The following is a 15,235-nucleotide window of genomic DNA, read 5'->3' on the forward strand; positions in this document are numbered from 1 at the left end:
AATTTTAAACTCGACAAGGTAATATCAAAAGGCTAGCTTTGGCTGCTCAATATGCCTAGGGACTCCGCATGAAAATCATTTCTTTGTTCAATCACAAAGGTGGCGTCAGTAAAACGACCACAACCTTCAATTTAGGGTGGATGTTAGCAGAACAAGGATATAGAACACTTATTGTCGATACAGACCCCCAATGCAATTTGACAGCACTTGTCCTTGGCTATACATCCATTGACGACACGTCAGACTTCTATTCAAAAAATCCAAACTGCGACCTTTATAGTTGCATTTTGCCCGTATTAAATGGCGAAGGCCGACATATCGAAGCGGTGCCAGTACAAACTGCACATCCTAATTTATCTTTATTATGCGGAAACCTTCAGCTTTCTGAGGCAGAAACACAAATCAGCGTTGCTTTGACTACCGCTCTGAAGTTACCGGCCATGAGAAATATCCCAGGAGTGCTAGGCCAGTGCGTTCGTTCGACAGCTGAAAAATATGAATTTGACTACGTGATAGTAGATATGAGTCCGAGCGTTGGCGCCCTGAATCAATGCCTATTGATGTCGAGCGACTATTTTATTGTTCCAACAGCACCCGATTTCTTTTGTGCACAAGCGATTAAATCTTTAACACGCGTCATACCAAAATGGCACAAAGAAGTCGAAGAATTTAGAGATCAAGAATTTACATATCATCTTCCGCTTGACCCTCCAAAATTCATTGGAATAATCTCTCAAAAATACCGACCAAGAAACGGAGCACCGGCGAAATCATTTCAACGCTGGATTGACATTATTAACAACGAAGTTGCGAAATCCTTAGTACCTGCACTGGCACCTTTGGGCATGACAATCGACGAAAGTCTTTTTGATGAATATTCTGTACGCGACGAACCATACAACTTGGAGAATATCGCGGACTTCAACTCCCTAATAGCGCAAGCTCAAAAGCATAACGTGCCAGTCTACGCACTTACTGACGCACAAATCGAGCAAGGCGGAAACATATTAGACAATATGAAGGTAAGCCGAAATGACTTCAAAAAAACGTTCAAAAGACTTTCCGAAACAGTTTGCAACTTAACAGCGTAGCATCACTCAATACTATTATTTTGGGATTTATCAACGATAAATCCCATTCTTTAAACTCGCCCAACCAACTCAGATTACCAAACCAATCTATTTGCTAACAAGAGACAAAACGGTGAATGGCTTGCTTGCAAATCAACCGCTTCGGAGCTGATCGCGACCCTTCTGCATTGTAATAAATGGGAAGCTAACTACCGTTCATTTCCCTTCACCAATCTAGCGTGATCCCTGTAACTCTCCACGACTACAGGAAACGCTAAATGACTTCGACGACGCTTAGATCAATCATCCCGCTTTCACCCTCCGCCACTGATTTACTCACTCCCGATCAGGTGGCAGCGACTCTGGGCCTCTCGCATCGCACGCTCGCCGCCTGGCGCAGTTCGCGTCGCAATCCGCTGCCGTATGTAAAAGTCGGAAGCCGCGTGCGATATCGGCCTAAGGATGTGTCGATGTGGCTTGAAAGCCGCACGCACAGCGCTGCCGCAACTGCGAGGAACGAGAAATGAAATCCACTCGCCTCCACTCCTCTGCAAACGACTCTACGCCAATCGACCCTTCGCTGACGCTCATCCGCATCGCCGAGGTCATGGCTATTGTAGGTCTTGCGCGCCCCACCATTTACAAGCTGATGAATGAGCCAGAAAGCGGTTTTCCTAAAACCGTAAAACTCACGAACAGCAACGCTCGCGGCGCTCCAGTGGCCTGGGTTTTTTCGGAAGTTCAAGCGTGGGCACGTGGTCGCATTCAAGCACGTGATGAGGTGGCCGCATGAGCCGCTCGATTGCCAATCAAGCCCTGATGCATCCCTTTTCAGTGCTGCGCCGCATCGGCTTTTCAGCCGCCACGATGCAGCGCCTCGAGCGCTATCGCGGCCGACAGGACAAACAGGGGCGCGTGGTCAGCGTACTTAGCTGGGCCGACGGTACATGGTGCGCCCTCGCGCTTCATTGCGAAAAATCTGGTGCGGTGATCGTTGATGAAGGCCAGCAAACGGAAGCCTACGAAGACGCCCGCTCCATGATCCATTACGGCTTCCTCCCCCTGCTCAACCTGCGCTGGGAAGCCCACGCCTGAAACGAAAACGCCCCCGGCGGCAACCGGGGGCGTTTGAGGTCAATCTGTATGCCCGGTCAATTTATGTCGCATCAAAAAAATGCGCAAGGCTTCGTGCCGGTTGCGCGAATAAAATCTCGGGGTTATCCTGCCGCCGTCGCTGCAAATTCAGCGACCGGGTTTGGCGACCCGAGTTTAAGAAGGCGCACAGGCGCCACCATATCGATTGCAGGCGCTTTTTTTGTGCCCGCATTCCTGCTTTATGGCGGCTGTGCGCGGGAGACCTTAGGGTCTGCCGGGTTCCTTCTTACCCGGTTCGCCAACCTGCGCACAGCTGCCACCCCAATTCGTTTGGCGACGAATCGTGGCAGTTCCTACTTAAGAAGGAGCTCCACCCATGCACGCCCTCATTCCGTCCAAAAATCGCGCCGCTGCACACCGTGCAATGGCTCTCGCCGCTCTACACGCCAACTCCAGTCTTGCTACACGTCTCGCCCGCTACAACGCACATATGGCCAAAGCTCGTGCTCTCGAAGCCGCAGGCGGCGCCCAATGAACAATGCCCTGAGCTTTGCCCTGCCCGAAGACATTCTCAGCGTCAGTCAGCGCGCCGGGGCTGGTGTACCGATTGACGCTATCGCCTGCGCACTTGAGCGCGCGGACTCGGTGCTGACGTTACTCGAAGACCACTTTGAAGGTGAGTCGCGCCTCTCCAACCGTGTTATTGCCGCCGTCATTTGGGATGTTCGCGGCACCCTCGGCTTGATCAAAACCCTCGCTTTGCACGGTGATACCACTTCCGTTCCAGCCGAGAAGGAGGGCGGTGCGCTATGAACGCGTTGACCACGATTGGCCGCACGGATTTTTCGCCTGCTAATGCCAGCGGCTTGAAGTTATTTCGCGTCAACGCAGGCATCCCCATCGAAGATGCTCTGGAGCTAGCCTCTCAGTTGCAAGACCACGTAAACCTGCTCAACCGCGACGCCGCCATGAGCGATCAATGCGAACGGTTTAGTTGGCCTGCTCTGTATCTAGGTGAAATGGCTAAAGCGCTGCTTGATGACGTGGCTGACACCCTGTTCTCGCCGAGGGCCGACACATGAGCCAGCGCCAGAGCAGCAAAGCAAAACGTCCGAGCTTCGCCGACGTAAAAGCTGCCTCGCTGAAGGGCATTGAACGTGTCCTCGCGCACTGGCTGCCCAACGGAAAGCGCGTGGACGGCGGCAAGGAATACACCGCTCCTAATCCGACGCGCACCGACAAGCGAGCAGGTTCACTCAAGGTCAATTTGAACAAAGGCACGTGGGCTGACTTCGCCACTGGCGACAAGGGCGGAGACCTTATTGACTTGGTGCGCTACTTGGACGGCGGCACCGATGTCGAGGCGTGCGCTAAGCTCACCGAACTATTGAGCGTGAGCGTCGGTGCGGCGCAGTCGGCTCCCGCTCAAGGTAAAACCAAAGCACCAACATGGACCGCCATACAGCCGATCCCGGCCGAAGCTATGCAACGTTGCCCGGTCCGCCATCGAGATCACGGTGCTCCGTCGAAAGTCTGGATCTACCGTGACGCTAGCGGTCAGCCACTCATGGCTCTCTACCGTTTTGATCTCTGTCCAGATGAAGACGGCAAGCCCAAAAAGGCCTTCGCTCCTTTGACCTGGTGCCAGCGCTCTAACAGCGAAACCACGCAATGGCGCTGGCAGGGATTGCCTGATCCGCGCCCGCTTCTGCGCTTGGAAGAGTTGGCACTGCGCGATGCCGCACCTGTCGTGTTGTGCGAAGGCGAAAAAGCCGCCGATGCGGCAGGCGAATTGATGCTGGACTACGTGGCAACGTGCTGGCCGAACGGATCTAACTCTTGGCACAAGACCGACCTGACACCACTCAAAGGGCGCTCGGTTGTGCTTTGGCCGGACAACGACAGCAGCGGCAAGTCGTGTATGGAAGAAGTCGCCAAAAAGCTGCACGAAATCGGCGCCGAATCGGTCCGGTTCGTCGCGCTCACTGTGTTCAAACGCAAGCCCACTTTGAAGGACGATCAAGCAGTCTTTGCCAAAGGTGGCACGTGGGACGACGGCGACGATGCCGCCGACGCGCTGGCCAAAGGTTGGACGGCAGCACACGTCGCCGAGCTGGAGCGCAGCGGTGAGCTTTTCGTCTCCCTCAACCACGAGCAGTCCGACGAACCTGCAGAGCCAAAAGCAGCAGCCAAACAACCGGCAAAATCGAAAAACGATTTGCTGCCGGGTGGTTTTCGACTTGCCCCCGAAGGAGTCTTCTATACCAGCGATGATGGTGAGTCGCGGCCTGTGTGTTCCTACTTGGAACTCCTCGCCCGTACTCGCGATGAAAAGGGTCACAACTGGGGTTTGCTGGTTGAGTTCGATGATCCGGACGGGGCTAAAAAGCGCTGGAACATTCCAGCTCGCAACATGACCGGCGACTTCGGCAAAGACGTTTTAGGGCCGCTGGTGGATATGGGATTGCGCTTGCCTGGAACGCGCTCCGGTCGCAATGCGCGCAACGATCTTCAAAGTTACCTGCAAGGGTTCGACAGCAACGAGCGGGCGCGCTTAGTCACTCGCCTTGGATGGCATGGACCTGCATACCTGCTACCCGATCAGCAAATCGGCAACAGCCATGAGCATCTGTTCTTTTGTGATTCCGGCGCGCAGCTTCCTCCCATTAGCGAGGCCGGCACATTGGAGCAATGGCAAAAGCAGATCGGCTCGCTTTGCGTTGGGAATCACCGCTTGGCGTTTGTCGCCAGCGTTGCCTTTGCCGGACCGCTTTTGCATTTGCTGGGGCATGAATCAGGTGGCTTTCATCTATACGGAGACAGCTCCGGCGGTAAGACGACACACCTGCAAGTTGCCGCCTCGGTCTATGGCGGACCGCGACTAGTCCGGTCCTGGCGCTCGACGGATAACGCATTGGAGTCGATTGCCGCCGCGCATTCGGACGGCGTTCTGGTACTCGACGAAATAGGTATGTGCGATCCGCGCATTATCGGTGAAACGGTGTACATGCTCGGCAACGGCACGGGTAAAGCGCGCGCCAATGATCGAGGGCAAGCAGGCCGTCAGGTGCAAGAGTGGCGCTTGCTATTTCTCTCGACCGGCGAAAAGACACTGGCGCAGCACATGGCCGACGCGAACAAAGAGCTAAAGGCAGGGATGGAAATCCGCATGCTCGCTGTGCCTGCGGATGCGAGCAAAGGACTGGGCATGTTCGACGTGCTGAACGGGTTCGAAGACGCCGCCGCCCTGTCGGACGCACTCAAAGCACGAGTAGGCAAATACTACGGTACGCCGCTTACCGCGTTCCTGTCAGCGCTGTGCAAGCCAGGTGAAATGCTCGGCTGGACAGCCATGCTGCGGCGCACGGTGGAGCGCTTCATCGCCAAGGCCCTTCCTGCTTCCGCCAGCGGTCAAGCGCATCGTGCCGCTGCTCGCTTCGGTCTTGCCGCTGCCGCAGGTGAACTCGCGACGGCGCTCGGTGTAACAGGCTGGCCGGAGGGCACCGCGACCACAGCGGCGCAAGTTTGCCTGAATGCTTGGCTCGAGGAGCGCGGTGGCGCCGGGAACATGGAAGGTGACGCCATCGTGAGTCGATTGCAGCAAGTCATCGAGCGATTCGGTGAAAGCCGCTTCACACGCTGGGACGGTCTTGCCGCCAAAACCGACGATCACGCACCACGAACCACCGACCGCCTCGGTTTCCGGCGCACAGTTGAACACGGCATGGGCGATGGCGTTTACACGTTGGTCACCTACTACTTCCTGCCCACCGCGTGGAGGGCCGAAGTGTTCAAAGGCATGAGCCTTACCTTGGTCAATCGGGAGCTGATCGAGCGCGGGATTTTGGAAGCCAGCGCTGAGGGCCGTGCTGCGCAATCGGTGCGACTACCTGGACTCGCCAAAACAAGAGCTTACGTGGTGCATGCCAATGCCCTCCTCTCCTCTGAAACCGAAGCCGCGTGAAGTATTGGCGGATCGAGGAGAGCTGCCGGCCGCTTCGGGTCTGGCCCACCCGGGATCCAATCGAACGAATATCAAAATCTGAAATGGAAGACTTCCAATGAGCGACTACCAAAAGCAAATCAAGCAACACCAAATCGAAATGGAACAACTCGAAAAGAAACTGCCGAAACTCACTAACTCGGCCAAGGAAGCCAAAAGCCTGTACGCCCATACGCGTCACAATCGAGCGCCTTACCCACATGAAGTGATCAATGCTCTCAGCAACGCGAGGTCCGAAATAGCTCGCCATGCTTCCGAGATCAGACGGCTGCAAACGTTGGTCGATTGGGAGGACGGAATTCGATCTGCCGGTAGTAACATAAAAAAGGCACAGAAAGAAATCAGCCAGATGCAGAACGATCTGCGAAAGCAGCAAGACAAACGCGCCAAGCTTTCGAGCAAACTCGAAAGACTGGAAGAAGAGAAACGCACTGAAATTGAAAGGGCTCAATACGTCGAAAAACAAGCGGCAGCGAGCTACTCCGTTGCGTTGAGCGATGGAGATGACGCGGAAGAACAACGTGCGGAAAAGGCGCTCCGACAAGCCTCAGAGGCGCTTGCAGAAGCAACCCGTGACAAGTGGGGCATTGCAACTGCAACGCAAGCTTTGAAAGATGAAGTGGAGAAGCTCGAAGCAGCCATTGCAGAGAGTAGCCAGACCTTGAAAGATCTTCGATACCAGCAGCTACGTGCAGCACGGTTCATGTGGGCCGACCGTCTAGACAAAGCAGCTCAGGACTTCGCAGCCATCGCAGCACATCTGCATGCGACGGAAAAGGCGATGGGGCGTTCGAGCTCTCTAACTGACCTCTACGTACCACTACTCGTACCGTTCGGACCGATGGCCATCAATGAAGATACGGTCACTGCGAAGGCGGGTGCAATTTCCATTGAGCAACTGATCGCCGCTTGATTGCCCGCGTCGCGACTACCAGTCGTGACGCTCCCTCCTAAACCGGAGCATCACTCGCGGAACACAAAACGTGTTCCGCATTACTGGTGTTCCGGTTTATCGCATTTGGTGTTCCACCTCTGAAAGCCTTTATTTACTTGGCTTCTAGCGTTTCCGGAACACATGGAACACATGGAACACCGCATTTTCGCCACCCAAGGATTAGGATTCCCCTCGCCCCTTTTCACGGCGTGAACCTTCAGCGCAAGCAGACGCGACGGATCGCTCCAGATCCACCGATCTACTGTGTCTAACTCCTCCCAGGCGAAGGAGTTGGAGCGGCGGATTTTACGGGTCCTCCCTAAGGGGGGCCCCCTACACGGGTTATCAGACTCGCAGGTTTCCTCTAGCTCAAATTTCTGCAGGGATGTCCGTCTTACCTGGATGAGCTCTCCAAAGGTGCCGACTAACTCAACACTGATGCGAATATCCATCGCAAGCATAATTTACGGTGAGCGTTCCCAAATTTAATTGGTCGCTATAGACTCTAGGCTTTTCCAGAAGAATGAAAGGGAAGTCAATGTTAAGCGCGATAAAAATAGCACTACTCGACGAAACACAACGAATTTGGTTTGTAAGATCATCTTCTGGAAGATACGCACCTCACTTCAAATCTGGAAAACTAATCGCCACAGACTATCTTTCCGAAGTTTTCAATGAGTCAGAACTAGATGTAATGCCCACAAAAGAGTCGATAAAAAGTGCTCTGCTCACTAACGACAAGTTTTCCGAATTTCGAGTCAACACCAAAGATAAAAAGGAAACAAAATCATTAAACCTGTCCGGCGCGAAGCTTCAAGCCGCGATAACCAAATTCAAGGAAGACATTGGCATAGGTGATTTAATAATTACCAAAACTGCTTCCGGTGGATTCATGTTCGGGATCTGCAACTCAGACGAAGCATATTTTAGTAAAGAGCCAGTTACATTAGCTTCAGCGGAGGTGGAGGGTGCCTCCGCACAGGACAAGATTAAATTAAAATACACTCTGAGGAAAAATGTAACGTGGGGGCCAACAATCAGAGAGAGTGAAATTCCCGACGCCCTCAAAAACTCCTTGGCCAGAAACACTCTGACAGAAATAACTCAATATAAAGAAATGGTGTACCACCTCTTATACCCTTTTTATACTGACGGGCAAAACTTATATTTTTCGAACAAAATAAGAAGCACAAGAGACATTAATTCTGCAGTAGTTGGAAAGCTTTTCCAAAATATCTCACTTGTGAACCCACTTGTTTCAGCATTGCTGAACGATATAGATATAGATCCCGAACAGCTTCTTAGAGAAGTTGACTTCAGTATTTTTTCCAATGTCGTTCTCTCCACTTCCAAAGCAGACTTCATGTCTCCGGGAGACACATGGTCGAAGATTCCTTTGATAGGAAACTTTAACTCAAAAACACTAACTACCGCTGTTCTCTCATGCTTGTTAGTCACTGGCATTGTTGGAATCCATGAAATAGAAAGCGCACTCGCTAACTCAAGCGTTCAAAACCAAGTGGATTCAAGTGGAATATCACCTTCTTCTACGAAACCATCAGAAGAAATTGAAAACACCTTATTTAACGACAAGTTCAGGGACGAACAAACATCTACGCCCGAACTAGACAAAATCAGAGAGTCTCTATTAAGACAAAAAAACGCTATAAACCAACTTAGCGAAAGAACATACGCAAAAGCGATCAATGACTCACTGCAATTAGAACTCCTACAACCGAACACAAGCAATTTGGAAAACATTGAATTTGGTATAAAACTTCAAAAACTTGGGAGTAATTGATGAAAGTAGTAGAGCCGGTAAGCAGCGCATTGCTAATCACGGCATGTGTTTACGCTGCCGGCACGAGCCAAAATAACGCTTTTTTGCGCTCCTTCAGGCTTAGTCCTGAGTTCAGCCAGCCTGCACTGGATAAAGTATTTTATGATGGCGGAATGATAATATACGAAATACTTTATAGGATGCTCTATAATGCAGCTCTTTATCTAACCGTTCACGTCACTTCGACATTAGCAATAATAATTCTATTGGCGCTACTATTAAAAAAACTTAGCAGCAGTCGCTTCTCAGCCAATCTAACATCTGCATTGAAAACAATAGCCGGCTGGAGCAGCTTGATTTTCATAGGAGCATTAGTTTACTTAAGTTTTGCAGCTTATGAAAAAGGTCAGGCCGATGGAGCAAGAATAGCTCAGATTTTCCTATCTAAGTGTTTTGAAATAAAGGTCACATCAGGAGAGAAAACCTCGACTGGGTGCGCATTCAGAAAGGACAAAGACTCAATCTGGTATTACACAACCGGTGGCGATGGCGAAATCAAAGTCTTCTCTGAGACCTTAACGGAAACTTCAAAGATAGAATACCTTAAACCTAGGGCTATCATAAATCAAAATAAGTTGCTTGATGAATTATATAAACCATTAATGAAATAATCCAAAAAACAAAACTCTCAAGCCCGTCAGAACGGGCTGAGAGAGATTTTTATCAAAAAAGAAATCGAAGATAATCGAAACGTTTAAAACCAAACATTCTCAATTGATATCTTCCTTAAACGGAGATACCTCTTATCTCTAGCAAGCATAGGTTCCGCCGCAACTATCTGACCAAGCATCTTCACAAACTCATAGGGAGGTATCGTGTTATCAGCTAAAACTTTATCGAGTAACGCGAGCATCTGCTCCGGATATTGAGTAGATAACGGAATCTGAGAATTATTATGAGAATTAAAAAACAATGCGTCACATCGCGGCATTACTGTTAGCAATGGCAAAACAATTCTAACAACATCAGGAAAATAATCGGACGATTTATCAGCATAGTTTATAAAACATCTAGTTGTGTCACAACTCAAATAACGTAACTCTCGCGGCCATGCCCTTTCCAGAAATGGCCTTCCAAATTTTTTCCAATCAGATTTTGACTTAAGCAATGTAGATAAATATCTCAATACATCTACACGACCTGCATCATCAGTAGTCTGAAGTACCTCCCTAACCTCCTGAAAGCTTACCCCCAGACCTTTACGCATTCCATATCGACAAGCCAACACTAGATGCTGATGGAGAATTCTAGAGCGATCTCGCCCCCACTTCCATTCACCAAGACGACTAAATAGACTAATAAATTGCGTCTTCACTTCTGCAAATAGTTCTGGGCTAAAGTGTCGGTTGTCATGCAAACGGCCATCCCAGGCAACTTCTGAAAACTTACTATCCATGGAGAAAAGAGGAAGAACTTTTTCTGTGGTCCACCCTGGCTCAACCCAGAATAGCCAACCTAGCTTAAGGGAGATAACGCTAACAATATACTTAAGACAAGCTAACTCTATCGACAACAAGCGATTCAATCGGTCTTTCAAAACAGGTTGAATACCTTTGCCCTGCTTCAACCCACCGTAATCCATCATTTCAAATAAAACATCTGTCATACGCCCCATCGGCGAAGCTCTTGATCTTTCGAGCGTTTGAATACTCGTTGGCGGAATTGACGTAGGAGATCCCGATAAGTCATACGCACTTACCAATGCGATATCTCCGCAGTTAATTAGCAGATCAACAGCCGAATCCCAAATAAAAAGCCCGAGCGCAGGGTTCAGATTGAAGATTGTCTTTAAATTACTCCCCATCCACTGGGAATATGCCTGAGAGAACCTCGCAACCTCACTAGAAGGCAAGGTAATCAAACGCCGAGCGGCATGCGCGGTGAGCCTGGCGTCAGTATTAGGCCATTCAGAAAGCAGTTCTTGCCAAAGAACTAAGGGATAAGAGGCCGTTTTGGATTCGAGTATCAAGCTCTTCAAAGCCCTTAAAGGCTTCTGCTCCACTAAACCGACAAAAGGTCGCTCCTCTACAAAACCATTAACAATTCTAGGCATGCGCTCTAAAGAAATCTTGATTACGTCTTTTAATTCACACCCAATCAAAAGACTTGCATCTTTATCTGTGTTTACCCACCCCGCACGTCTTACGGTGTTTCTAAAACTGGTGCTCGCCAGATCATCATCTAAACCCTCAATCTTCTTCAACTCATCGAGTCTATCGAGCGATGTTCTACTTAGTGAGCAACCACCGTCACGTAGACCAAGGAGGAAATCAATGGTGGCGTACTGTCCATCGTATGCTTGATATACATTTAAATTAACGTTATCAACCGGACCTTTGATAATTCTCTCTTCCAAGTGAGCTCTTGCGTTTGCAGTGAACCGCCCCCAGAACTTAACGAGCATGAACAATATCTGTTTTCTACATCCCTCAGGCCAAAACCCAGAATCGCCGAGCGCCATGAGATACTTCGAGACTTCGTCAGAGCTAAACAAACCTGGAAAATTAAGCGCAAAAACTTTTAACTGCGGAAAGAAATGCGGCTCAAAATCTGGCCACATAAGGAACTCTAATTTCGCTTTTTCCGGATCCGCTATTGCAAGTTCTCCATACAAATTTGAAAAAGTTTTAACAAATTCATATGCCTCATCATTAATTACTCGGTCTTTATCTTCAAAAATATCCGGAGCGGAAAAATAAGATAGCTCACCGATAAGTTTTGAAGCTCTACAGATTGCGTCCCTCCACAATGAAAGCACTTCCAAAAGGTGCTCACTCGGAACATCAAAATCTTCGCCATTAAGTGATACCAACTCTAATTCAAGTTCTGCAACGCCCAAACCGTCTTGTATCTCTGTCAGCGGCAGGCTAGTACTACGCCTTATTTTAAGACTTGGCTTAATCGCTCTTTCCAAGTACTGAAATGCTAAAAAAACCCACCCTCTCGCACCGACAAGCTCCTTAAACTGATACCACTCCATATTTAAATTAGAACTTGGATTACGTTCATTCTCAGCAATAAGCACTCCCCACTCATTGACATTTTTATCGAGCTTTTGGTCTTTACGACCTAGTTTATACTCGATCATCTTCAATAAATGTTGATGTAAATTTGACTTGCCAGCCGCCCACCACAAAGCCCATGGGTCATTTACATTATTTGCAATCCACCCGGCAATAAATTTCAGTCGCGCAGGAAGTTCTTTATGAGCGACCCCCGCAAGAGACGCCTTATCCCGAGACAAAACATACTTATCATCAGTTAGAGACGAGAGATAATTTACGCCCCAATATTGATTATCGTTACTTTTATAATCAACCAATGGGTCGTGATCCAAACCAAAAATATCCCTAGGAGAAAAGTTAAAACTCTCTGACTCCGGGTAACGCCTTACAAGTCGACCCTCCATATTTCTGACATAGGGATCAAAAACACAAAGCCACTCTGCGCTCGGCAGGGGATTTGTGTTACAGAATTCCTCCGCACCTACTGCAGAACTGATCAACTGTGCAACCTGGCCCCTTTCAAATGCCGTTAGTGTTCTAGGCGAATTTTGAGCGAGCTTCAAAGCATTAGATCGCCATTTCTCAGGATTGTCAGAGTACTCAGCCCACGAAGCTAAAGAGTCCCAGAGATCATCATATTCATTGTAAGCAATCCCCGTGACTCCACGATGACGCCAATTTTGTTCAACCGACTCTTTTTCTCCCCTCTCAAACGCAAATATCGACCCTGTGGTATCCCCATTTTTTGCATGAAGTCCTTCAAGCAAATACTTCACTGGAGGATCTTCCGCACTATAACCAAGCAACACTATAATATATTGGCTCGCAAGTGCTTTTATAAAACGATTAGCCCAGCCGTCTGCAAGATACGCACGCCCAAAGTCAGCGCTACTAATTATGAGATTGGACTTTCCGCCAGCACGACTTTTCGCATCCAATCGACCATGCAGATATACTACACCCTCAGGTGCAACACCTACGTTCAAATCGGGTAGTGCTGGCTGCACATGTACCTTTATTCCTTTCTGAGCATGCTCAAACAAAAGATCAAAGTTGGTAGTCACAACCTGTGGCGCTCCGCTAGCACTTCTTGAAAGCCGGAGAATAATCTTGTGATAATCAACGAACGGAGATTTTTTCCCCTTTAGAACAGCACTAACTTCTCGCTCGATAGCTGCTGCCCCATATTCCTGCTGTAACAAATAGAAGACTTGGTCAAAGGAGAACGGCAGTTTCTGTTTTTTTGACTCTTCATTACTGCATGCATCTTCCATCATAGTTAGATAGGCAAATAATTGATTATCCACCCTAGATGAGACGCCCAGCCGAGTCATAACTTCAATTGTTAAATCCAAGAAGTTAGGATAACCAGCAGGCACTGATACACCAGCGCCACAGAAAAAGACAACACGCCCTTCTTCACGGGCTGCAATCAACAATTCAGGAATCTCCGGTCCGTTCTCTAGCAGGCGCATATCAGATCCATTCCGAGCGGTATTTCGGTAAGGTTAACTCATAAGACACGACTCACGCCGAGCCGGAGAACCTCCGGTGTACATCTCCGGGCAGGGATCCTGTTACCGACTAAGAATCGCTATGTGATCATCAAAAACGTATTGGCCAGGAAAACAGCTGGCTCCTCAACGAGAGAGCGATAATGGTTTCTCGTTGAGTCTGTCGCTGCATAGCACTCACCGGACTGTATCCCCGCATGTATCCCTAGGATTGAAACTAGCTTGCATGCCCCGTAATATATAGCGCAAGCGAGTCTCCCTCGGGCACCATCTTAAAAAAAGACCTTGAATTTCAAGGTCTTTTTTTTCGTCTGTGGAAAAGTGAAGTCACGTCGCCAGAGGCCGGCAAAGGTGCCCAGAAGGCGAGACCAGACAAAACCAGCCCACAAGATAGTTACACGCCTTAAAAATCGTTGAGCGCGCTCACGCCCCGCCCCAGAAGCCTTGTGATGACATCGAAAGCCCACTCTCGCTCACCTCCCATCACGCATAAGCCAACGCGCGAATCTCGAATTACGATATCGGCCTTATCGATTGGACGAATTTGGGCTACGCCGAGGCGTCGGCAACACCCAGGCTCGATCATTGAGAGATTTCTAGCTTAGGTAGAAGGCAATATCCGGTAGGAATCCTGGCAAATGTTCCGCATCAGGCAGTGCGCGTATCGGTAAGCGTCTGCCGAACTCAACTTGCATAAGTTTGAGATTCATTATGGAGGGCTTCGCAAAGAGCTGTAGGCAGGTTTCGAGTGCAATCAACTGTTGGTTGAGGCTCGTCTCAGCACACTCGGCCTGCCGCCCTACCCAAAGGAGATGAGATGAAGGACCAATACGCCCCTATCCTGATTGTTATCCTTGACGTTCAAGATGCGATTGATCGTCCGAACTGGGACGGCAAAAATAATCCTAACTATTTGCCGGTCATCCCGCGCCTTCTCAATCAGTGTGAATCGCCCCGGATTCTCTAGACACCTTGCAAGCTCGTTGCGTAACGCTTTTCAAACTCTACCGATGGCAGCTGATTGTTGAAACCATGGCGGCGTTTTACGTTGTTTCATACGTACGAATGTAGGTGATGTCAGTGACCCAAACCCTGTTGGATTCCAAGACATCGAACTGGCGCTTCAACAAATTGGGTAATGCTACCGCTGGCTTACCGCCGCACTTTCCGGGGCGGCGTCGATAACCTGTCTGAGAACGCATACCTTAAAGACGCATCAGCCTAGCCACACAATGACCACCACAATCCTCACAGACCTAGCGCAGATCGTCATGGATTTTGCGATAGCCGTAAACGCCGCCGCTCTCCAGCCAGGAATGCTTGATCAAACCCAGCAGTCGCTGGTCGTCTTTGGCGCGTATAGATTGCGGCTCAGACCACCACGCTGTAATAACCACCGGGATGCACTATCAGCGTCAGGCAAAGCCGTCGAATCGAGTAGTCGCCCGTGCGCTGCTTGATAAAGGCGCACTTCAGGCGCACTTTTTGGCGAAGTATCCAAACACCTCAGACTTGGGTACCAATATAGCGCCCGATTGAAGTGTTCAACATCATTAGGCCAGTTCAGGCCCGCAGTCCCTGAGGATATTCGAGAGCTCGCCCTGATCCGCCCTCGCACTTTCCGCCCGCCCAAAACAAAACCCCATCTGCTTTCGCAAATGGGGTTTCGGAATTTAATCTTGACGATGACCTACTCTCACATGGGGAAACCCCACACTACCATCGGCGATGCATCGTTTCACTACTGAGTTCGGGATGGGATCAGGTGGTTCCA

At 49.6% G+C, this 15,235-nt stretch carries 12 protein-coding genes, 1 rRNA gene and 1 pseudogene; 11 read left to right on the plus strand and 3 right to left on the minus strand.

Features of this window, described 5'->3' with window-relative positions:
• Positions 1-68: 68 nt before the first annotated feature.
• The 10 genes from CKW32_RS20665 to CKW32_RS20710 all read left to right on the plus strand — a co-directional run bounded on the left by CKW32_RS20665 (position 69) and on the right by CKW32_RS20710 (position 9,553).
• Complete coding sequence (locus tag CKW32_RS20665) at positions 69-1,091, plus strand: ParA family protein (protein WP_095185826.1); 1,023 nt, start codon at positions 69-71, stop codon at positions 1,089-1,091.
• 257 nt (positions 1,092-1,348) lie between these two features.
• The gene (locus CKW32_RS20670; protein WP_095185827.1) at positions 1,349-1,597 is read left to right on the plus strand and encodes a helix-turn-helix domain-containing protein; all 249 of its coding nucleotides are present in this window, start codon (positions 1,349-1,351) and stop codon (positions 1,595-1,597) included.
• Positions 1,594-1,863 carry an AlpA family transcriptional regulator gene (locus CKW32_RS20675; protein WP_095185828.1) on the plus strand — a complete coding sequence of 90 codons (270 nt, stop codon included), beginning with the start codon at positions 1,594-1,596 and terminating at the stop codon, positions 1,861-1,863. Before CKW32_RS20670 ends, CKW32_RS20675 begins: the two co-directional genes overlap by 4 nt.
• Positions 1,860-2,165, plus strand: a complete 306-nt coding sequence (locus tag CKW32_RS20680) for a hypothetical protein (RefSeq protein ID WP_095185829.1) — start codon at positions 1,860-1,862, stop codon at positions 2,163-2,165. Before CKW32_RS20675 ends, CKW32_RS20680 begins: the two co-directional genes overlap by 4 nt.
• 531 nt (positions 2,166-2,696) lie before the next feature.
• On the plus strand, positions 2,697-2,978 hold the full coding sequence (locus tag CKW32_RS20685) for a hypothetical protein (RefSeq protein WP_095185830.1): 282 nt from the start codon (positions 2,697-2,699) through the stop codon (positions 2,976-2,978).
• Positions 2,975-3,247: a DUF3077 domain-containing protein gene (locus CKW32_RS20690; RefSeq protein ID WP_095048365.1), complete on the plus strand. Its 273-nt coding sequence runs from the start codon at positions 2,975-2,977 to the stop codon at positions 3,245-3,247. The genes CKW32_RS20685 and CKW32_RS20690 overlap by 4 nt, the downstream gene beginning before the upstream one ends.
• Positions 3,244-6,129, plus strand: coding sequence for a DUF927 domain-containing protein (locus CKW32_RS20695; RefSeq protein WP_095185831.1), 2,886 nt, complete (start codon positions 3,244-3,246; stop codon positions 6,127-6,129). Before CKW32_RS20690 ends, CKW32_RS20695 begins: the two co-directional genes overlap by 4 nt.
• 97 nt (positions 6,130-6,226) lie before the next feature.
• The gene (locus CKW32_RS20700) at positions 6,227-7,081 is read left to right on the plus strand and encodes a hypothetical protein (RefSeq protein ID WP_095185832.1); all 855 of its coding nucleotides are present in this window, start codon (positions 6,227-6,229) and stop codon (positions 7,079-7,081) included.
• A 559-nt stretch (positions 7,082-7,640) separates the two neighbouring features.
• A complete protein-coding gene (locus CKW32_RS20705) occupies positions 7,641-8,903 on the plus strand; it encodes a hypothetical protein (RefSeq protein WP_143499419.1) in 1,263 nt (420 codons plus the stop codon).
• Complete coding sequence (locus CKW32_RS20710) at positions 8,903-9,553, plus strand: hypothetical protein (protein WP_095185834.1); 651 nt, start codon at positions 8,903-8,905, stop codon at positions 9,551-9,553. The genes CKW32_RS20705 and CKW32_RS20710 overlap by 1 nt, the downstream gene beginning before the upstream one ends.
• An 83-nt stretch (positions 9,554-9,636) precedes the next feature.
• Here CKW32_RS20710 and CKW32_RS20715 read toward each other — a convergent pair whose 3' ends face one another.
• On the minus strand, positions 9,637-13,422 hold the full coding sequence (locus CKW32_RS20715) for an SIR2 family protein (protein ID WP_095185835.1): 3,786 nt from the start codon (positions 13,420-13,422) through the stop codon (positions 9,637-9,639).
• An 856-nt stretch (positions 13,423-14,278) separates the two neighbouring features.
• On the opposite strand from CKW32_RS20715, the gene CKW32_RS20720 reads away from it, so the two are divergent.
• The gene (locus CKW32_RS20720) at positions 14,279-14,428 is read left to right on the plus strand and encodes a hypothetical protein (RefSeq protein WP_256585350.1); all 150 of its coding nucleotides are present in this window, start codon (positions 14,279-14,281) and stop codon (positions 14,426-14,428) included.
• Between the two features lie 85 nt (positions 14,429-14,513).
• Here CKW32_RS20720 and CKW32_RS20725 read toward each other — a convergent pair.
• Positions 14,514-14,958, minus strand: a pseudogene (locus CKW32_RS20725) (IS3 family transposase); the annotation flags it as partial.
• Between the two features lie 180 nt (positions 14,959-15,138).
• A 5S ribosomal RNA gene (gene rrf / locus CKW32_RS20730) occupies positions 15,139-15,235 on the minus strand; the annotation flags it as partial.

Source organism: Pseudomonas sp. Irchel 3H9, assembly GCF_900187495.1.
Taxonomy (GTDB): domain Bacteria; phylum Pseudomonadota; class Gammaproteobacteria; order Pseudomonadales; family Pseudomonadaceae; genus Aquipseudomonas; species Aquipseudomonas sivasensis.